Source organism: Tianweitania sp. (assembly GCF_032053605.1).
Taxonomy (GTDB): Bacteria; Pseudomonadota; Alphaproteobacteria; order Rhizobiales; family Rhizobiaceae; genus Tianweitania.
The window spans coordinates 78,826-98,359 of the sequence record NZ_DAMBUH010000003.1 but is presented as its reverse complement, the minus strand read 5'-3'; the positions used below and the strand labels follow the sequence as shown (position 1 = coordinate 98,359).

Sequence of the window (19,534 nt, the reverse complement as noted above, 5' to 3'; positions counted from 1 at the left end):
AAGGGGAACCATGCCGATCACATTGCTCGACGGAATCCTCATCGGGTTCACCCTCGTATCCGCCTTGCTCGCCATGGTACGTGGCTTCTCGCGCGAAATCCTGTCGATCGCATCCTGGATCGCGGCGGCGGCGGCGGCCTACTTCTTCTACCCCGTCGCCCTGCCCTATCTCACGCCTTACATCGACAATGAGAAACTTGCGCTGGCCGCTTCGGCGGCCGTGATCTTCGTGATCGCCCTGATCCTGGTGACGGTCATCACGATGAAGATCGCCGACTTCATCATCGACAGTCGCGTTGGCGCGCTCGATCGCACGCTCGGCTTCCTGTACGGCGCGGCGCGCGGCATACTTGTCGTCGCAGTCGCCCTGCTGTTCTTCAACTGGCTCGTTGGTGCCAATCCGCCGGCCTGGGTGACGTTCGCGAAGTCGCGTCCGATGCTGGAAAATATCGGTGCGCGGATCGAAGCGCTGCTGCCGTCCGATCCAGACAATTCGATCTTCGATCGGATCAGGGGCCAGGAAGAAGAAGCGACACCGGCACCCGAGACGCCTACGGAGCCTTCGGCGAACGACACGGCGCCGGGCCTTGATGCAGCACCTGGCTCTGACTCTACGCCGGAAGGTGAACCGGCTCAAAATAACGGCGTCACGAACAACTGAGTGGCGAAGCGCGCAGACTTTCATTATATGCGCGCTTTAAGCCAGCGAGCGCGAGCTGAAGGGCCTTCATGATGCATGGTGCGGACCTTTCCTCGGACGATCACCGTTCCGAGGTCGATGATGTTTTCGGCGACGAGTTGCATGAGGAATGCGGCGTCTTCGGTATCCTCGGTCACCCCGACGCGGCCACGCTGACAGCACTTGGTTTGCACGCCCTGCAGCATCGCGGCCAGGAAGCGGCCGGCATCGTGTCCTTCGACGGTCTGCGCTTCCATTCCGAGCGCCGCATGGGCCTGGTCGGCGACCATTACACCGATCCCGTGACGCTGGCGAAGCTGCCCGGCACGATCGCAATGGGCCATGTGCGCTATTCCACCACCGGCGAAGTGGCGCTGCGCAACGTGCAGCCGCTGTTTGCCGAGTTGGAAGTCGGCGGCATTGCGATTGCGCATAATGGCAACTTTACCAACGGTCTGACGCTGCGGCGCCAGCTGATCGCCGGCGGTGCGATCTGCCAGTCCACGTCGGACACTGAAGTGGTGCTCCATCTCATCGCCCGCTCGCGCTATTCTTCCACGGCCGACCGCTTCATCGATGCGATCCGCCAGATGGAAGGCGGGTATTCGATGGTGGCGATCACCCGCACAAAACTGATTGCCGCCCGCGACCCCACCGGCATTCGTCCGCTGGTCATGGGCGAACTCGACGGCAAGCCGATCTTTGCTTCCGAAACCTGCGCGCTCGACATCATCGGCGCGAAGTTCGTCCGGGATGTCGAGAATGGCGAAGTCATCATCTGCGAGATCCAGCCGGACGGCTCGATCTCGATCGATGCGCGTAAGGCTGGCAATGGGCAGCCGGAGCGTCTCTGCCTGTTTGAGTATGTGTATTTTGCCCGGCCGGATTCGGTCGTGGGCGGACGCAGCGTTTATGTTGCGCGCAAGAACATGGGCATAAACCTCGCGCGGGAAGCGCCGGTTGAGGCCGATGTCGTCGTGCCGGTGCCCGATGGCGGCACGCCGGCAGCGCTCGGCTATGCTCAGGAAAGCGGTATTCCGTTTGAATACGGCATCATCCGCAATCACTATGTCGGCCGTACCTTCATCGAGCCGACGCAGCAGATCCGCGCTTTCGGCGTGAAGCTGAAGCATTCGGCTAATCGCGCTATGATCGAGGGCAAGCGCGTCGTGCTGGTCGATGATTCAATCGTGCGCGGCACCACCTCGCTGAAGATCGTGCAGATGATCCGCGATGCCGGCGCGCGCGAAGTGCATCTGCGCGTTGCCAGCCCGATGATCTATTATCCGGATTATTACGGGATCGACACGCCGGACCGCGAGAAGCTGCTGGCCAACCAGTATGACAGCCTGGAAGCGATGTGCCGCTATATCGGCGCCGACTCGCTTGAGTTTCTGTCGATCGATGGGCTTTATCGTGCAGTCGGCGGCATGCCGCGCAACAATGCGCGGCCGCAGTTCACCGATCACTATTTCACCGGCGACTATCCGACCCGCCTCCTCGACAAGGATGGCGAGACGATGGGCAACAAGCTTTCGCTGTTGGCCAGCAACGGATAATTCACTCGCGAAAGACGCAAAGTCACGAAGGCCGGTTCGAACAAACCGGCCTTTTTCTTTGCTCAATGCGTAACGAGCTTTAGCCCGACAATGCCCGCAACGATCAGGCCGATGCAAACGAGCCGCATCGCTTGCGCCGGCTCGCCGAACAGTGCCATGCCGAGGATGGCGGTGCCGACAGTGCCCACGCCGGTCCAGATTGCGTAGGCCGTGCCGAGCGGCAGGGTACGCAAGGCGATGCCCAGCAAGCCAAGGCTGATGATCATGGAAACGACCGTCAGACCGGTCGGCACCATGCGGGTAAAACCTTCGGTGAATTTGAGGCCAACGGCCCAGCCGACTTCAAACAGGCCGGCAATGATGAGAATGATCCAGGCCATCGCCCGATCTCCTATGAGAGGCGATGAGGTCGTCCCCATCCATGTCTGTGATAAGCAGGGTCGTCCCGGCCGCTCTTACCTAGGCGACCTGGCTGCACGCGACAAGGTGGCTGAGCGGGCGGGGTTCCGTGAGCGCCGAAATCCCGCTATCAGCGCTTCAGTTTTCAACAATCGGAAGCTGGATACAGGCCCATGAGCACTGCCCCTGATCTGACCGGACAGGTCGCGCTGGTAACCGGCGCTTCGCGCGGCATCGGCTATCATCTCGCCAAGCAATTGGCGGCAGCTGGCGCGCATGTGATTGCGGTGGCACGCACTGTCGGCGGCCTCGAAGAGCTGGACGACGACATTAAGCAAGAACGCGCTCAGACCGGCAAAGGTGAAGCGACGCTTGTGCCGCTCGATCTTGGCGACATGGCTGGCATCGACCGTCTTGGTGGCGCGATCTTCGAGCGTTGGAAGAAGCTGGACATCCTGATCGCCAATGCCGGCGTTCTCGGCGTCATTGCACCGCTCGGCCATGTCGAAGCGAAAGTGTTCGAGCAGGTCATGACGCTCAACGTCAACGCGACCTGGCGATTGATCCGCTCGGTGGATCCGCTGCTGCGCCAGTCGGAAGCTGGCCGCGCGCTGCTGCTGTCATCAGGGGCAGCTGCCAACCCCCGTGCCTTCTGGGGTCCTTACGCGGCGTCGAAGGCTGCGGTCGAAGCGCTGGCGCGCAGCTGGGCTGACGAAACCAAGAACATGGCTCTGCGCGTCAACGCCGTTGATCCCGGCGCGACGCGTACTGCCATGCGCGCTCAGGCCGTTCCTGGCGAAGACCCGTCCACCCTGCCGACCGCCAGCGAAGTCGCGGCGCGCATCGTGGCTATTACCGGCCAGGACCGGACCGAAACCGGTCAGCTGTTTCACGTTCGCGACAACCGCTTCAAGGCGTTCCGCCGTCCGGAGTGACGGCTAGCGAATGGCAGGCGCTTCAAAGGCGCGGCGCCTGCTCGATGATGCCCGGCGATAGGCTGGACTTTTCCATACCATCAGTGAGACCGAGATCGCGCGCCATATGAGGCGTGAGGTCTTCGCGGCGGAGATGGGGTGGTCTGGAAGCGGTTCTGCTACGCTTCATCATTGCCGTCAGAACGAGATATGCCTGCGCCAGCATCGAAATTCTGGCTCTTTCAAGGACGACACTGTCGCTTCTCATGATCTTTCTCCCAATCTGCATCTTGCAGAAGGGTGATCGTTCAGCGCTTATTGATCCAATCGAACCTCGATCAGGATGCATAAGGAGCGTTTATGCCTGACGCGTCGGACCTGCCTCCGCTCGCGGCGCTTCGCGTGTTTGAGGCGGCTGCGCGATTGCTGTCCTTCACGAAGGCGGCGGAAGGGCTCGGCATGACGCAGGCGGCCGTCAGTTACCAGATCAAGGTGCTGGAAGACCGCGTCGGCGCACCCCTCTTTCTGCGCCGACCGCGCCAGGTGGAACTGACGGAGGTCGGCGCCCGCTTCAGCCCGTCGGTCAGCGATGCGTTCGAGCGTCTACGCGAGGCCTATAAGGATGCACGCGGCGAAAGCCGGTCCGTGCTGGCGTTGTCGAGTGTCGCGACCTTTGCGTCGAACTGGTTGGCGCCGCGGCTTGGGCTCTTTCAACTCGAGCATCCGCATATTGCGGTGCGCCTCGATACCGAATCGCGCAACCGCGATTTCATCCGCGAGCAGGTCGATGTCGGCATTCGCGGCGGCTTCGGCAAATGGCCCGGTCTGGCAGCCCACAAGCTCATGCCGATCACCTTCACGCCGATGCTGAGCCCGCTCCTTCTCAAGCGCGCAGGGCCGCTGAACGAACCCGCCGACCTGCTTCGCCTGCCGATCATCGACGCCTTCGATCCCTGGTGGGCGAGCTGGCTGGAGAGCGTCGGCCTGCCGGCCGACAGTCTGGCCACACGGCCGCGCAACGATCTGGAATCACAGGCCATCGCCGCGAGTGCTGCGCTTGCCGGCAATGCTGTTGCCATGCTGACGCCAGCCTTCTTTGGAGAAGCTTTACGCAGCGGCGCTTTGGTGCAGCCTTTCGAGCATTTGGGCAGCGATGGCCAGAATTATTGGCTGGTTCATGCCGAAAGCCGCAGGAATGTTGCTAAAATTAAAGCATTCCGCGAATGGCTACTGGATCAGTTCAAAGCTGGACCTACCTAGTGGATGCTTCTGGAAAAGCGCGGAAACCCGCGCTTTCGCTGCATTGCAGCAACAGATTTTTATTGACTTAGACGCCAAGCTTCGGACATTCGCCCAAGGCGAAGGCATTTGCTGAAAAGCCCCAAACGGGAGGTACAGGATGACGCTGAAAACACTGATGCTCGGCGCATGTTCGCTGCTGGCAATCGCCGGCACTGCGCAGGCACAATCGACCACGCTGACCATTGCGACCGTGAACAACGGCGACATGATCCGCATGCAGTCGCTGACGGAAGACTTCACCACGAAGAACCCGGACATCCAGCTCAACTGGGTGACGCTGGAAGAAAACGTTCTGCGCGAGCGCGTGACCACCGATGTCGCCACCAAGGGCGGTCAGTACGACGTCATGACCATCGGCAACTATGAAGTGCCGATCTGGGCCAAGCAGGGCTGGCTCCTGCCGCTCGACAATCTCGGCGCCGACTACGATGCCGACGATCTGCTCCCGTCGATCCGCAGCGGCCTCCAGATGGAAGGCAAGCTTTATGCTGCGCCGTTCTACGGCGAATCCGCGATGCTGATGTATCGCACCGACCTGTTCGAGAAGGCCGGTCTCACCATGCCGGAAAACCCGACCTGGGAGTTCATCGCCGACGCTGCGCGTAAGATTACCGACCGCAACGCCAATCTCAGCGGCATCTGCCTTCGCGGCAAGGCCGGCTGGGGCGAGAACATGGCCTTCCTCAGCGCGCTCAATAACTCGTTTGGCGGCCGCTGGTTCGACGAGAACTGGAAGCCCCAGTTCGATCAGCCGGAGTGGAAGGCAGCGCTGCAGTTCTACGTCGACCTGATGAAGGATGCCGGTCCGTCCGGTGCGTCTTCCAACGGCTTCAACGAGAACCTGACGCTGTTCCAGCAGGGCCAGTGCGGTATGTGGATGGACGCGACGGTTGCCGCTTCCTTCGTGGCCGATCCGAAGAACTCGACGGTCGCCGACAAGGTCGGTTACGCAATCTTCCCGTCAAAGGAAGGCGTGAACAATCACGGCAACTGGCTGTGGTCGTGGAACCTCGCAATTCCGGCCGGTTCGACCAAGGCTGAGGCTGCGCAGAAGTTCATCGGCTGGGCAACCAGCAAGGGCTACACCGAACTCGTCGCTTCCAAGGAAGGCTGGGCCAACGTGCCTCCAGGCACCCGCACCTCGCTCTACGAGAATGCGGAATACAAGAAGACGCCGTTCTCCGAGCCGACCTTCAAGGCCATCCAGGCTGCCGACATTACCAAGCCTTCTGTGAAGCCGGTGCCGTATATCGGTGGTCAGTGGGTTTCGATCCCCGAGTTCCAGAGCCTCGGCACCACCGTTGGCCAGCTGTTCTCGGCAGCGCTTGCCGGTCAGTCCAGCGTCGATGACGCGCTTGCACAGGCTCAGCAGGTCAGCACCCGCGAAATGACCCGCGGCGGTTACATCAAGTAAGCGCCTGCCCAATACTTGTGTTGCCGAAATCCGTTGGTTTCGGCAACCTTCATCGCCCGGCTTGTGTCGGGCGATTTTCTTCTATCTGATAGATGTACTGTGCCGTTTGCGAAGCACAGACTGGGGAGACGCAATGGCTACGAGACAGACCCGGACGCTCGCCCGCATCATGATGATGCCTTCGGTGCTCTTGCTGCTTGTCTGGATGATCGTGCCGCTGGCGATGACGCTGTGGTTCTCGTTCCAGAACTACAATCTCCTCAACCCCGCCAATGTGTCCTGGGCTGGTCTGTTCAACTACCAGTTCTTCTACACCGACCCCGCCTTCTTCCAGTCGATCTGGAACACGCTGCTCATCGTTGGCGGCGTCCTTTTCATCACGATCGTCGGCGGTATCGCGCTGGCGCTGCTGCTCGACCAGCCGATGTTTGGTCAGGGCATCGTGCGCATTCTCGTGATCTCGCCCTTCTTCGTCATGCCACCGGTGGCCGCGCTGATTTGGAAGAACATGATCATGCATCCGGGCTACGGCGTGCTGGCCTATCTGTTCAAGGTGTTCGGCGCGACCCCGATCGATTGGTTCGCGCAATTTCCGCTCCTTTCGATCATCATCATCGTGGCCTGGCAGTGGTTGCCTTTCGCGACGCTGATCCTGCTGACTTCGCTGCAGTCGCTCGATGGCGAGCAGAAGGAAGCCGCCGAGATGGATGGGGCCGGCCTCGTGGCGCGCTTCTGGCATTTGACGCTGCCGCATATGGCGCGCGCGATCACTGTCGTGATCCTGATCCAGACCATCTTCCTGCTCAGCGTTTATGCCGAGATCCTGGTCACCACCAATGGCGGCCCCGGCTATGCTTCCACCAACCTGCCCTTCCTGATCTACCGCACCGCGCTGCTCGGCTATGATGTCGGCGGAGCTTCGGCCGGCGGTGTGATTGCAATCGTGCTTGCCAATATCGTTGCGCTGTTCGTGATGCGTGCGGTCGGCAAGAACCTGGACCGCTGAGGAAACGATCATGGCTCGCACTGCCTCAACCGGACAGAAGATCGCCTGGACCGTCGTCGCCTGGGTGATTGCCCTCGTGATCTTCTTTCCGATCCTTTACACGATCATCACCAGCTTCAAGACGGAGCCGGAAGCCATTGCCGGCATCAGCCTGATCCCGTCCGGCACGTTCCAGAACTATATCGACGTGGAAACGCAGCGCGATTATTTCCGGCCCTTCATGAACTCCGTAATTATCTCGCTGGGTTCGACGGTGCTGGCGTTGATCGTCGCGATTCCCGCCGCGTGGTCGATGGCGTTCTCGCCAACGCGCCGCACCAAGGACATCCTGATGTGGATGCTGTCCACCAAGATGATGCCGGCCGTCGCTGTGCTAGTGCCGATCTATCTGCTGTTCCGCGATTGGGGCCTGCTGGACAGCCGCATCGGCCTGACCGTCATGCTGACGCTGATCAACCTGCCGATCGTGGTGTGGATGCTCTACACATATTTCCGCGAGATCCCGGGCGAGATCCTGGAAGCGTCTCGCATGGACGGCGCCTCGTTGTGGAACGAGATCATCTATGTGCTGACGCCGATGGCGGTGCCCGGCATTGCCTCGACGCTGCTTCTCAACATCATCCTCGCCTGGAACGAAGCGTTCTGGACGATCCGTTTGACCACAACCAACGCCGCGCCGCTGACGGCCTTCATTGCGTCCTTCTCCAGCCCGCAGGGTTTGTTCTGGGCGAAGCTGTCGGCCGCATCCACCATGGCCATTGCGCCGATCCTGATCATGGGCTGGTTCTCCCAGCGCCAGCTTGTTCGCGGTTTGACCTTTGGTGCGGTGAAGTAAACAAAGACAAGGGCCGTCGTGCCGCGTGAGTGGCGCAGGGCTTGAAGGGGAGACATATGGGCAAGATCAACCTCGAACACGTCTCGAAATCCTTCGGGGTCACGAGCATCATTCCGGACCTCAATCTCGATATCGAGGATGGCGAGTTCGTCGTTTTCGTCGGTCCTTCTGGTTGCGGCAAGTCCACCCTGCTGCGCCTGATCGCAGGCCTGGAAGATGTGAGCGGCGGCACGATCCGCATCGATGGCCGCGATGTCACGCAGGAAGCACCGGCCAAGCGGGGTCTGGCCATGGTGTTCCAGTCCTATGCGCTTTATCCGCATATGTCGGTCTACAAGAACATCGCTTTCCCGCTGAAGATGGCCGGCGAGGACAAGACGCTGATCGACCGCAAGGTCAAGGATGCCGCCAAGGTTCTGAACCTCACAAACTATCTCGACCGTCGCCCCGGCCAGCTGTCCGGCGGTCAGCGCCAGCGTGTCGCAATCGGCCGCGCCATTGTGCGCCAGCCATCCGCCTTCCTGTTCGACGAGCCGCTGTCCAACCTCGATGCGGCCTTGCGCGGCACGATGTGTCTCGAAATCAGCGAGCTGCACCAGCAGCTCAAGACCACGATGATCTATGTGACGCATGACCAGGTCGAAGCCATGACCATGGCCGACAAGATCGTGGTGCTGAATGCCGGCAATATCGAGCAGGTCGGTTCGCCGCTCGAACTCTATCGCAACCCGCGCAACCTGTTCGTGGCCGGCTTTATCGGCAGCCCACGCATGAACCTGCTGAGCGGTGCGGCTGCATCCAAGTACAGTGCGGAAACCATCGGCGTGCGTCCAGAGCATCTTCTGATCTCCCGTACGGAGGGCGATTGGAAGGGCACGGTGGGTGTAGCCGAACATCTCGGCTCGGACACCTTCCTGCATGTGCATGCCGAAGGCATGGATCACGGCATGGACCACATCACCGTTCGCGCCGAGGGCGAAGCGGGGCTGAATCCGGGTGACACGATTTACCTGACGCCGGACGCCCAGAAGCTGCACCGCTTCGGCAAGGACGGCATCGCGCTTTAAGCACAAGGCGGCGCCTTGCGCTGACTTGTCATGAAACGACCATCGCCTATGGCCATGAAGCCTTGAGCGAAATCTGGAAGAACTGCCATGTCTGTGAAATTGTCTGCTGCCGCGCTGTCCGATCTGCCGGCCAAGGTCCCTGCTCCCCGATATGACCGCTCGGATCTGAAGGCGGGTATCCTGCACTTCGGTGTCGGCAATTTCCATCGCGCGCATCAGGCGGTTTACCTTGACGATCTGTTCGCCACGGGTGCGGATCATGATTGGGCGATCATCGGTGCCGGCGTGTTGCCATCGGAAGCTGCCATGCATGAGAAGCTCGGCGCGCAGGATTGGCTCACCACGGTGGTTGAGCAGGACACCGGCCATATGGAAGCCCGGGTAACGGGTGCGATGATCGACTTCATTGCGCCCGGCGACACCGCTCGTATTCTTGCCACGCTGGCCGATCCGGCCATCCGCATCGTGTCGCTGACGATCACTGAGGGCGGCTACTTCATCGACGCCTCCACCGGCAAGTTCAACCCGAAGCATCCTGCGATTGTCGCCGATGCCGCTTCGCCGGATGCGCCGACCACCGTGTTCGGCCTGATCCTGGCCGGCTTGAAGCAGCGCCGCGAGGCAGGAGCCGTGCCCTTTACGGTTATGTCTTGCGACAACATCCCCCATAACGGCCATGTCACACGCGATGCGGTGGCGGGCCTGGCGGAGCTGTTCGATGCGGAATTCGCGGCCTGGGTGCGCGAGACCGTGGCCTTCCCGAATGGCATGGTCGATCGCATTACGCCGGCAACGTCGGATCGCGAGCGCACCCTTTTGCGCGACGAATTCGGCGTGGAAGACAACTGGCCGGTGTTTTGTGAACCCTTCAAGCAGTGGGTGCTGGAAGACAAGTTTACGGCCGGGCGCCCCGCGCTGGAGAAGGTCGGCGTCCAGTTCGTGCCGGATGTTTCGCCCTTCGAGCTCATGAAGATCCGCATCCTCAATGGCGGGCATGCGACGATCGCCTATCCCGCTGGTCTGCTCGACATCCATTTCGTGGATGAAGGCATGGCCGAGCCGCTGGTGGCGCGCTTCCTCGACAAGGTCGAGCGCGACGAGATCATCCCCACCGTGCCGCCGGTACCCGGCGTCGTGCTCGACGAGTATTACGAGCTGATCGTGCGCCGCTTCTCCAACCCGAAGATCGGCGATACCATCCGCCGCCTTTGCCTCGATGGTTCCAATCGCCAGCCAAAGTTCATCGTGCCGACCATCGCCGACCGCCTCAAGGCGGGTGCCTCGGTGGACGGCCTCGCACTCGAATCGGCTTTGTGGTGCCGGTATTGCGAGGGCACGACCGATTCCGGCGCAGTGACCGAGCCGAACGATCCGTCCTGGGACCGCCTGCAGGAGACTGCGCGGGCTGCCAAGAGCGATCCTTCGGCTTGGCTTGCCATGAGCGACATCTATGGCGATGTCGCCAAGTCCGAAGTCTTTGCGTCGGCCTTCGCCAAGAGCCTGAAGGCGTTGTGGGCTGACGGCACACGCGCGACCGTCGAGCGCTATCTGGCCGGCCAGCACTAAGCGTGAGCGATCTCCTCGTTCCTGCTTACCCAAGCCTCGTCATCTTTGATTGTGACGGGGTTCTGGTGGATAGCGAGCCGCTTTCGATCGGCGTTCTCGTTGATCACATCGCCCGCGCCGGTGGCGACGTGTCCACCGCCCTCGCCTACGAAGCCTTTCTCGGCCGCAGCATGGCGACGATCCGCGAGTTGCTACGCGAGAGCCATGCCGTCGACTTCAGCGACGACCACATGGAAGCGATCCGTGTGGATATGCGTCAGCGCTTCACGGATGAGCTGACGCCGATCCCCGGCATTCGCGATGCGCTGCTATCGCTGAAGCGCCCGTTCTGCGTGGCGTCTTCGAGCCAGCCTGATCGCATCCGGCTGTCGCTGGGCGTCACCGGTCTGCTCGACCTCTTTGAGCCCAACATCTTCAGCTCAACCATGGTGAAGCGCGGCAAGCCCTTCCCCGACCTGTTCCTGCATGCAGCCAGCCAGATGGGCGTTGAGCCCTCGGATTGCATCGTGGTGGAAGACAGTCCGGCCGGCATCCAGGCCGCCCAGAGTGCCGGCATGAAGGTTCTCGGCTTCGCTGGTGGGGCCCATGCCGAACTCGGCGGGTTGTTGAAGGCGTTCGAGCGGCTTCAACCGGATGCCGTGTTTTCGGACATGCGGCAGTTGCCGGATCTGCTTCAAACGATCAAGGCACCGCACGCTCTTTGAGGCGGCGCCTTGCGTTTAAGCCCGAGCTTCCTTGGCCGCACGGCGGCGGTATGCACGTACGCTGAGCGGCAGGAACACAGCATAGGCGATCGCTGAAACCACCAGCGTTTCCCAAGTATAGCTGGTGAGAAACAGCACATAGGCAACGGCACCCAGCGTCAACGGGATTACGGCATCACGGCCGATGCGCTGCCCCACCGTCTTGCCAGAATAAACCGGCAAGCGGCTGACCAGAAGCCAGGCGACGACCAGCGTGAACACCACGGCACCGAGCGCAAAGCTGCGATCCGGCTCCACGCCGAGAAAGCCTAGATAGACCGGCAGCATCACCAGCCCTGCCCCAGCCGGTGCCGGCACGCCGACGAAATAAGCGGTCTTCCAGGCCGGGCGGTTGGGATCATCCAGCATGACGTTGAAGCGGGCGAGACGCAGGCCGCAGGCGATAGCGTAGAGCATCGCCGCGATCCAGCCGAAGGATCCTGCCTGATCAAGCAGATAGGCGTAAAGCACGAGCGATGGGGCGACGCCGAAATTGACGATGTCGGCCAGCGAATCCATCTGCGCGCCGAAGTTGGACGTCGCCTTCAGCATGCGTGCTGCGCGCCCATCGATGCCGTCGAGGAAGGCAGCGCCAAGCACCATGATCACGGCGATTTCGAAGCGCCCTTCGAAAGCCAGCCGGATGCCGGTCATGCCGGCGCAGATCGCCAGCAGCGTCAGCAGATTGGGGATTAGCAGGCGAATGGAGATGCGGCGCATGCGCGGCTCTGTCTCCAGCCCACCCTCGTCTTGGTGATTGACGGGATCCAGCATGAGCGATCAGGCAATCCGCACGAGCGGCGTCGTCAGCCCGCTATCGAAATCTGCCAGGATGGTTTCGCCGGCAATGGCCGTTTGGCCGACAGCCACACGCGGCGTGGCGTTGCCTGGAAGGTAAACATCCAAGCGCGAGCCGAAGCGGATCAGGCCAAAGCGCTCACCGGTCGAAATCTGGCTGCCTTCATCGACCCAGCACAGGATGCGCCGCGCGACGAGGCCGGCGACCTGCACGCAGGCGATCGTGCCATGTGGGCTTTCGATCAGCAGGCCGTTGCGCTCGTTTTCGGCGCTGGCCTTGTCGAGATCGGCATTCAGGAACTTGCCCGGACGATATTCGATCTTGCTGACGAGACCGCGCACCGGCGCGCGATTCACATGACAGGAAAATACGTCCATGAAGACGGAAATGCGCGTCATCTCCGCATTGCCCAAGCCGAGCTCGCGCGGTGGAACGGCGGGGCCGACGGCGGAGATGCGGCCATCGGCGGGGCTCACCACCAGCCCGTCATCGATGGGCGTCACGCGCTGCGGATCGCGGAAGAAGTAGGTGCACCAAGCCGTCAGCACCAAGCCGACAAAGAACAAAGGCGCCCAAAGAAAGCCGATGATGATGGTGACGACCGCGAAACCAGCGATGAAGGGATAACCCTCCTTGTGGATCGGCGTCAGCGTATTGCGGATAGTGTCCGCCAGGGTCATGCGTCAGGTCCCGTTAATCGCAGCTGTGATTAGCGGAAAGGGTTGCGCCTTTCAACGCAACCCATTGTCATCCGTATGTGTGCGGGCTCAGCTTTCAACCAGCTGAGGCTCGACCCGCACCGAACCTTCTTCCATCTCGGCCGCTTCGCGGGCACGCCGCAGCCGCTCTTCGGCTTCTGTGGCTTCGCGCTGGCGCATCCACATGGAGGCGTAGAGACCGTTTTCGTCCATCAGCTCCGCATGGGTGCCGCGCTCGGCGATCGTGCCGTCGCGCAACACGATGATCTGGTCGGCATTGATGACGGTGGACAACCGATGCGCGATCACGATCGTGGTGCGCCCGCGGCTGACCTCATCGAGCGCGGCCTGGATCGACTGCTCGGTCTGCGTATCCAGCGCCGAGGTCGCTTCATCCAGAATCAGCAAAGGCGGCGCCTTCAGGATGGTGCGGGCAATTGCAACGCGCTGCTTTTCACCGCCCGACAACTTCAAGCCGCGTTCGCCGACCATGCTGTCGAAGCCTTCCGGCAGACGCTTGATGAAGCCGGAAATCTGAGCCTGCTCGGCGGCGCGCTCCACCTCCTCCATCGAGGCATCGGGGCGGCCATAGCGGATGTTGTAGGCGATGGTGTCGTTGAACAGCACTGTATCCTGCGGCACCATGCCGATCGCAGCCCGCAGGCTTTCCTGCGTGATCGCGCGCACATCCTGGCCATCCACGGTCACGCGGCCCTTCTGGACATCGTAAAAGCGGAACAGTAGGCGCGAGATCGTCGACTTGCCGGCACCGGATGGGCCGACGATCGCAACGGTCTTGCCGGCCGGCACTTCGAAGCTGACGCCCTTCAGGATCTGCCGGTTGGCATCATAAGCGAAGTGCACGTCCTCGAAGCGCACCGTGCCGTTGGTGATGGCGAGCGGCGGGGCACCCGGCGCATCGGTCACTTCCTGCTTCATGTCGAGCAGGCCGAACATCTGCTCGATGTCGGTTACGGCCTGACGAATTTCGCGATACACGAAGCCGATGAAGTTGAGCGGGACGGATAGCTGCATCAACAGGGCATTGACGAAAACGAAGTCGCCAATCGTCTGCGTGCCGTTCATGACCTCGCGCGCCGACATCGCCATGACGATCGCTGTACCGAGGCCGAAGATCACGCCCTGACCGAAGTTCAGCCAACCAAGTGACGTCCACGTCTTGGTTGCCGCATCTTCGTAACGCGCCATAGAGCGATCGAATCGCTCGGCTTCCATGCGCTCGTTGCCGAAATATTTGACGGTTTCGAAGTTGAGCAGCGAGTCGATTGCCTTGGAATTGGCATCGGTATCCGAGTCGTTCATCTCGCGGCGAATGGTGATGCGCCAGTCGCTCGCCTTGATCGTGAACCAGACATAGAGCACCACGGTCGCACTGATGACCGCGACGTAACTCCAGCCATAGGCCCACGCGAAAACGGCAGCCGTAAGGACGAATTCGAGAACGGTTGGCATCGTGTTGAGGATCGTGAAGCGCACGATCGTTTCGATACCCTTCGTGCCGCGCTCGATGACGCGCGACAGTCCCCCTGTGCGCCGCTCCAGATGGAACCGCAGCGACAGTTGATGCATGTGGACGAAGGTTCGATAGGCAAGTTGCCGAACCGCATGCTGGCCGACGCGTGCGAACAAAGCATCGCGCAGCTGGTTCAAGCCAAGCTGCACGAGGCGCACGACATTATAGGCGATCACCAGCATGATCGGTCCGACCAACAAGGCCGGCACGATCTGCGACACGGTAAGCTGCCCGTTCAGCGCGTCCGTTGCCCATTTAAAGAAGTACGGGACCGAGATCAGGATCAGCTTGGACAGAACGAGATAGAAGCTCGCCCAGATCACACGCTGCCGGAGGTCCGGCCGGTCGGAGGGCCACATATAGGGCCAAAGGTTGCCGAGCGTCCGGAACAGTGATCCGGAGTCGGCCGAAACAGTTTTATCAGCCAAAAGAATTATCCGCAGAGTTCGTTTAAAGAAGCCGCGCAGGCGCCGGAAAGGCAGGACAGGCTGTCAGCCAAATCTTTGAGCGCGGCAGTATCAAGTCTGTAACGCGAACGCTGGCCGTCGGGTGAGCACACCACGAGACCGGCATCCACGAGAACCTTTAGATGTTGCGACACAGTCGATTGGGCAAGGTCCAGCCGACCAACAACATCCTTGCAGCAACAAGCCCGGCTTCGCGAAAGCTCGCGCAGGATGCGCAAACGGGCGGGATGCGAAAGGGCTGACAGCCCCGCCGCAATCCGCTCGTCGTGATCCCATGGATGATCCAAGGCGATGTTGTTCATCGTTTATCGGCGATATACGATGAATGTGTGACATGCAAGGCAGGCAACGGCTACCCGCTGTCAGTCGCGTGTGGTGGCCTGATCGCCCAGTTGGGTCATATCCGCCTTTTCACCTTCGGTGGTGCTGTCCGGCATATGGAAGATCTGGCCCGGCCAGATACGGTTCGGATTCTGGATCTGGTCCTGATTGGCCAGGTAGATCGTGGAATACCGAACGCCTCGTCCGTAAGCGCGCTTGGAGATGCGCCACAGCGAGTCGCCGCGACGGATGATGACGGCGCCTTTTGCTGCCTGCAGTGCTGGAGCGGTTGTCTGGGAGGGAGCCGTGGCGGGGTCGGCGGCAGTGTTGGCTATTGGCGTTGTACTGGCCGAAGCGGCTGCCGAGCTTGAAGCAGCAGGTGGTTGAGTGCTGGCTGCTGCAGCTGTCTCTGAACTTGGCGTGGCGCTTTCCTGCGTCGGCGCGACTGCAGCCACGGCTTCGCCCACTTCGCGCTCGAACGGCACGGCGGCACGCTGCGTCACCGTCGCACCATCAGCGCCGATGGCATCGATGCGGATCGTGTATTTACCGACGGCGAGGTCACGCTTGGCTTCCACCAGGAACTGCCCGTCGGGCGAAGCCGTGGCTTCGCCGAGGAAGTCGTCATCGGCATAAGCGCGCAGCTTGGCGCCCGGAGCGGAGCGGCCGGCGACATAGATCATGCTGCCTTCGATCTCGACGGCTTCCACTGTTGGCGCGGTGTTTGCGTCGGCGTTTTGCTGCGCTACCGGTGCCTCTGCCAGGTCGCTCACCGCTGCCGTCTGAGTGTTTGTAGCAGGCTGAGACGCGGCAGCGGGAGCCTGGTTGTCCTGACCGGGCGCGGCAGTTGTAGCGGCCGTGCTCGTGGATGCCGGCTCAGGCGTCGCCGGCTTGCTTGTTGCCTCGTCCGCTTCCGGCAGGCTGATCAAGCGGCTGGGCTGGCCGGGTTCCTGCACCATGGCGAGAACCTGGCCCTTCTTGTCTGCCGGCACGGAAACAATGGCCATTTCGGTCGAGGATGCCGATCCGCCCTCACCCTTGGAGCGCAGAACCAGTGTGTGATCGCCGGCCGGCAGTGGGTTCTCCAGCGCAATCGCAAAGTCGCCGTTCGGGCTGACCTTGGTTTGGCCGAGAACCGTGCCATCCGAAACGATCTCCACATCGGCACCCGGCTTGGCACGGCCCGCCACGACGGTGGATCCATCGGCTTCCACGCGCAGAATGTCGAAGCTCGGCGTCACGCGATCACTGCGGCTGGACTTCGCTTCTTCCAAAGCCGCCTTGGTATTTTCGAGGGCAGCACTCTGCTGCGCGACAGAGTTCGGCTCACCGGTGATGGATGAGGGAATGGCGGTCTGGGCCTGCGGTTGAACTGCCGGCTTGGGCGTCGTGGGCGCTGGCGTCGAGGTCGGGGCCGAAGCTGTTTGCGGTTGCGCCTGCTGAGAATCGAAAGCGCCGGAGCCATAAGCGACCAGCCCGCCCGCAAGGAACAGCCCGATCAGGAACAAAACGACGCGTGCCGGTGTCACAGCAATCTCCAACCCCATGTTCTCCAAGGCATTAGCCTGTTTTTCGAAGCGTCACAAGAAAAAGGCAGCGGGCAACCTTGACGGTGCCTTGACCTGAACTAGGCCCAAGGTGCACTCCACGGCATGTCTTCGATTCAATCCGTCTGCGTTTATTGCGGCTCCTCAACCGGCCGTTCCCCCATTTACATCGAGAGCGGCGAGGCGCTGGGCACCGCATTGGCGGCAGCCGGGCTGCGGCTGATCTATGGCGGCGGCACGCGCGGCATCATGGGCGCGGTCTCGGCCGCGGCTGTGGCTGCCGGCGGCAAGGTTACCGGCATCATCCCGACCTTCCTTTTGTCAAAGGAAGCCAAGGACGGCACGCCGAGCGGTCTGGACGAGCTTCACGTCGTCGACACGATGCATGTGCGCAAGCATATGATGTTCGAGCAATCAGACGCCTTCGTGGCTCTGCCCGGCGGCATCGGCACGGTCGAGGAAATTATCGAGATCATGACCTGGGGCCAACTGGGTCAGCACCGCAAGCCGATGATCTTCGCCAATATCGACGGCTTCTGGGAGCCAATGCGCGCGCTGATCGACCATATGACGGCCGAGGGCTTCATCCACAGCGCGCATCAGGTGCGGCCGATCTTCGTGGACAAGGTCGAAGACATCATCCCGGCAATCCTCGCGGCCGGCAACGCCTCGGAAGGCGACGAGGCCGTTATCGAGAAGATGTAGGCTTCGCCACCTGCGCCGGCATCAGGTCCGGCGCGACAGGAATGCCGAGGCGGTAAAGACTACCAGCGCAGCCCAGATGAACAGAAAAGCCACCAAGGTGGTGAAGGTGAAGGGCTCGCGGAACCAGAACACCGCGAGCAGAAAGACGATGCTCGGCGCGATATATTGCATCATGCCGATGGTCGACAGCTTCAGCAGTTTTGCGCCATTGGCGTAAAGCAGCAGCGGAACAGCCGTGACGAGGCCTGATGCTGCCAGCAGCCAGGGATTGGCTCCGCCTGGACCGCCGAAGAAGTGCGACCCGCCGGTCATGCCAATCCAGATCAGGTAGACCAGCGCGGGCACGCTGATGATCAGCACTTCCAGAAAGAAGCCCTGGTTAGGGCCGATCGGCAGGGACCGCTTGAACATGGCATAGAAGCCCCAGCTCACCGCTAGTGCAACCGACACCCAAGGCAGACCGCCGCGTTCCCAGGCGAGAATGGAAACTGCGATGATGGCAAGGCCGATGGCCACGAGCTGCGCCCGCTTCAACCGCTCACCGAGGAATAGTGCGGCCAGAAAGACAGAGAAAAGCGGATTGATGTAGTAGCCGAGCGCGGCTTCCACCGTGCGGCCAACCGCTATGGCCCAGACATAGATGCCCCAGTTGACCGAGATGATGGCGGCAGTAACCACGGCCATGAAGAGCATGCGCGGCGTGCGCAGCGCCGTGATCAGGTCGCCCATACGGCCCGCCCAGAACAGCGCCAATGCAGCGATCGGAACCGACCACAAAGCGCGGTGCGCAACAACCTCAACCGCAGGGATATGACCGACGGCTTTCATGTAGAGCGGCAGGAAGCCCCACAGGAGGTAGGCGGTGATCGCAAGGGCGAAGCCGCGGCTGGACGATTCACGCGGGGCGATGGATGTGATCTGATTTGACATGCCGGGCTCTATGAGCCGGCTGCGGCGCGGCGACTATCGAAAAGCATTGATGAACGCTTTGCTTTTCATGAACGATCAGGACGAGGCCGGGGTCAACGGCAGTTCCGTCAAGGCTCTGCGCTTCATCAGAAGAGACGCGGTGTAGATGATGAGGGCGACCCAGATGAAGGCAAAAGCAATTGCACGGTGCCAGCCGAAGGGTTCACCGAACACGAAGACCGCAAGAAGGAACAGGCCGGTCGGCACGATATATTGCATGATGCCGATGGTGGTTATGCGCAGCAGCTTGGCGCCGAAGCCATAAAGCAGAAGCGGCGCCGCCGTCGCGGGGCCGCAAACGAGCAGCCAGAACGTGTCGGACGCGCTGCCGGCCATGAAGTGCCCCTGCCCCGTTGCCGCGAGCCAGATGACATAAGGCAGCGCGGGAATGAGCAGAATCATCGTTTCCAGGAAGAAGCCCTGGCTTGGCCCGATCGGCAGCGTCTTGCGCAGGAAGCCGTAGATGGCGAAGGAGAAGGCCAGAAGCAGCGATATCCAGGGAAGGCCGCCGGTTTCGATCGCCACGAGCGCGACGCCGATCGTTGCCAGTGCGATGGCGACAAGCTGGAGGCGGTCGAGCTTCTCTCCCATGATCAGTGCGCCGATCGCCACGGTGACCAGCGGATTGATGTAATAGCCAAGGGCTGCTTCAACCGTACGGTTGACGGAAATTGCCCAGACATAAACGCCCCAATTGATCGTTACGGCCGCCGCCGTGATTGTCGCCATCAACAGGGTTCGCGGAGACCGGAGGGCAGCGCGAATATCGGCCGTTCGCCCCAGCCACAACACAACGATGGCGGCAATCGGCACAGCCCAGATCACCCGATGCGCGATCACCTCGGCGGACGGAATATGCGCCACCAGCTTCATCAGAAGCGGGAACAGACAGCCCCAGATGAGATAGGCCGAACCGGCATAGATAAAGCCGCGAGTTTCGGCTGAAGGTGCGGGCTTCGAGGATGGTGGAAGGCTGGACATGATCTGGCTATGCGCCGGACCGCGCATCG

General features: G+C 61.5%; 20 protein-coding genes. 11 read left to right on the top strand and 9 right to left on the bottom strand.

What is annotated here, in order from left to right:
- Positions 1–10 precede the first annotated feature (10 nt).
- Both RTX98_RS01770 and purF read left to right on the top strand, forming a co-directional pair.
- Positions 11–661, top strand: a complete 651-nt coding sequence (locus RTX98_RS01770) for a CvpA family protein (protein ID WP_312794147.1) — start codon at positions 11–13, stop codon at positions 659–661.
- Positions 662–732: 71 nt separating this feature from the next.
- Positions 733–2,238 (top strand): amidophosphoribosyltransferase, encoded by a 1,506-nt coding sequence (gene purF / locus RTX98_RS01765; RefSeq protein ID WP_189503192.1) that lies wholly within the window; start codon positions 733–735, stop codon positions 2,236–2,238.
- A 62-nt stretch (positions 2,239–2,300) separates the two neighbouring features.
- Here purF and sugE read toward each other — a convergent pair whose 3' ends face one another.
- Positions 2,301–2,618, bottom strand: a complete 318-nt coding sequence (sugE, locus tag RTX98_RS01760) for a quaternary ammonium compound efflux SMR transporter SugE (RefSeq protein ID WP_312794145.1) — start codon at positions 2,616–2,618, stop codon at positions 2,301–2,303.
- Between the two features lie 192 nt (positions 2,619–2,810).
- On the opposite strand from sugE, the gene RTX98_RS01755 reads away from it, so the two are divergent.
- Positions 2,811–3,572, top strand: coding sequence for an SDR family NAD(P)-dependent oxidoreductase (locus RTX98_RS01755; protein ID WP_312794143.1), 762 nt, complete (start codon positions 2,811–2,813; stop codon positions 3,570–3,572).
- 22 nt (positions 3,573–3,594) lie between these two features.
- On the opposite strand, the gene RTX98_RS01750 is transcribed toward RTX98_RS01755, so the two are convergent.
- Entirely contained in the window at positions 3,595–3,819 is a 225-nt protein-coding gene (locus RTX98_RS01750) for a hypothetical protein (RefSeq protein ID WP_312794142.1), read from the bottom strand.
- 92 nt (positions 3,820–3,911) lie between these two features.
- Here RTX98_RS01750 and RTX98_RS01745 point away from each other — a divergent pair, with 92 nt between their 5' ends.
- From RTX98_RS01745 to RTX98_RS01715, 7 genes are all read left to right on the top strand, one after another.
- A complete protein-coding gene (locus tag RTX98_RS01745; protein ID WP_312794141.1) occupies positions 3,912–4,811 on the top strand; it encodes a LysR substrate-binding domain-containing protein in 900 nt (299 codons plus the stop codon).
- Positions 4,812–4,950: 139 nt separating this feature from the next.
- Positions 4,951–6,267 (top strand): sugar ABC transporter substrate-binding protein, encoded by a 1,317-nt coding sequence (locus RTX98_RS01740; RefSeq protein WP_312794140.1) that lies wholly within the window; start codon positions 4,951–4,953, stop codon positions 6,265–6,267.
- Positions 6,268–6,400: 133 nt separating this feature from the next.
- Entirely contained in the window at positions 6,401–7,273 is an 873-nt protein-coding gene (locus tag RTX98_RS01735; protein WP_312794139.1) for a sugar ABC transporter permease, read from the top strand.
- 10 nt (positions 7,274–7,283) lie between these two features.
- Positions 7,284–8,108, top strand: coding sequence for a carbohydrate ABC transporter permease (locus RTX98_RS01730; protein WP_189501427.1), 825 nt, complete (start codon positions 7,284–7,286; stop codon positions 8,106–8,108).
- Between the two features lie 56 nt (positions 8,109–8,164).
- A complete protein-coding gene (locus RTX98_RS01725; RefSeq protein WP_312794137.1) occupies positions 8,165–9,175 on the top strand; it encodes an ABC transporter ATP-binding protein in 1,011 nt (336 codons plus the stop codon).
- An 87-nt stretch (positions 9,176–9,262) separates the two neighbouring features.
- Positions 9,263–10,741 (top strand): mannitol dehydrogenase family protein, encoded by a 1,479-nt coding sequence (locus RTX98_RS01720; RefSeq protein ID WP_312794136.1) that lies wholly within the window; start codon positions 9,263–9,265, stop codon positions 10,739–10,741.
- A gap of 2 nt (positions 10,742–10,743) precedes the next feature.
- Positions 10,744–11,445, top strand: a complete 702-nt coding sequence (locus tag RTX98_RS01715; RefSeq protein ID WP_312794135.1) for an HAD family hydrolase — start codon at positions 10,744–10,746, stop codon at positions 11,443–11,445.
- Positions 11,446–11,460: 15 nt separating this feature from the next.
- On the opposite strand, the gene RTX98_RS01710 is transcribed toward RTX98_RS01715, so the two are convergent.
- From RTX98_RS01710 to RTX98_RS01690, 5 genes are all read right to left on the bottom strand, one after another.
- Entirely contained in the window at positions 11,461–12,258 is a 798-nt protein-coding gene (locus RTX98_RS01710) for a phosphatidylcholine/phosphatidylserine synthase (protein WP_312794134.1), read from the bottom strand.
- A gap of 6 nt (positions 12,259–12,264) precedes the next feature.
- The gene (locus RTX98_RS01705) at positions 12,265–12,963 is read right to left on the bottom strand and encodes a phosphatidylserine decarboxylase (protein WP_189501422.1); all 699 of its coding nucleotides are present in this window, start codon (positions 12,961–12,963) and stop codon (positions 12,265–12,267) included.
- A gap of 87 nt (positions 12,964–13,050) precedes the next feature.
- Positions 13,051–14,943 (bottom strand): ABCB family ABC transporter ATP-binding protein/permease, encoded by a 1,893-nt coding sequence (locus RTX98_RS01700; protein ID WP_416223046.1) that lies wholly within the window; start codon positions 14,941–14,943, stop codon positions 13,051–13,053.
- A 5-nt stretch (positions 14,944–14,948) separates the two neighbouring features.
- The gene (locus RTX98_RS01695) at positions 14,949–15,284 is read right to left on the bottom strand and encodes a metalloregulator ArsR/SmtB family transcription factor (RefSeq protein WP_312794131.1); all 336 of its coding nucleotides are present in this window, start codon (positions 15,282–15,284) and stop codon (positions 14,949–14,951) included.
- Between the two features lie 60 nt (positions 15,285–15,344).
- Positions 15,345–16,832, bottom strand: a complete 1,488-nt coding sequence (locus RTX98_RS01690) for an Ig-like domain-containing protein (protein ID WP_312794129.1) — start codon at positions 16,830–16,832, stop codon at positions 15,345–15,347.
- 123 nt (positions 16,833–16,955) lie between these two features.
- Here RTX98_RS01690 and RTX98_RS01685 point away from each other — a divergent pair, with 123 nt between their 5' ends.
- Positions 16,956–17,555, top strand: a complete 600-nt coding sequence (locus RTX98_RS01685; protein WP_312794128.1) for a TIGR00730 family Rossman fold protein — start codon at positions 16,956–16,958, stop codon at positions 17,553–17,555.
- 21 nt (positions 17,556–17,576) lie between these two features.
- Here RTX98_RS01685 and rarD (RTX98_RS01680) read toward each other — a convergent pair whose 3' ends face one another.
- Both rarD (RTX98_RS01680) and rarD (RTX98_RS01675) read right to left on the bottom strand, forming a co-directional pair.
- On the bottom strand, positions 17,577–18,485 hold the full coding sequence (rarD, locus tag RTX98_RS01680) for an EamA family transporter RarD (RefSeq protein WP_312794127.1): 909 nt from the start codon (positions 18,483–18,485) through the stop codon (positions 17,577–17,579).
- 75 nt (positions 18,486–18,560) lie between these two features.
- Entirely contained in the window at positions 18,561–19,505 is a 945-nt protein-coding gene (gene rarD / locus RTX98_RS01675; RefSeq protein WP_312794173.1) for an EamA family transporter RarD, read from the bottom strand.
- Positions 19,506–19,534: the final 29 nt, after the last annotated feature.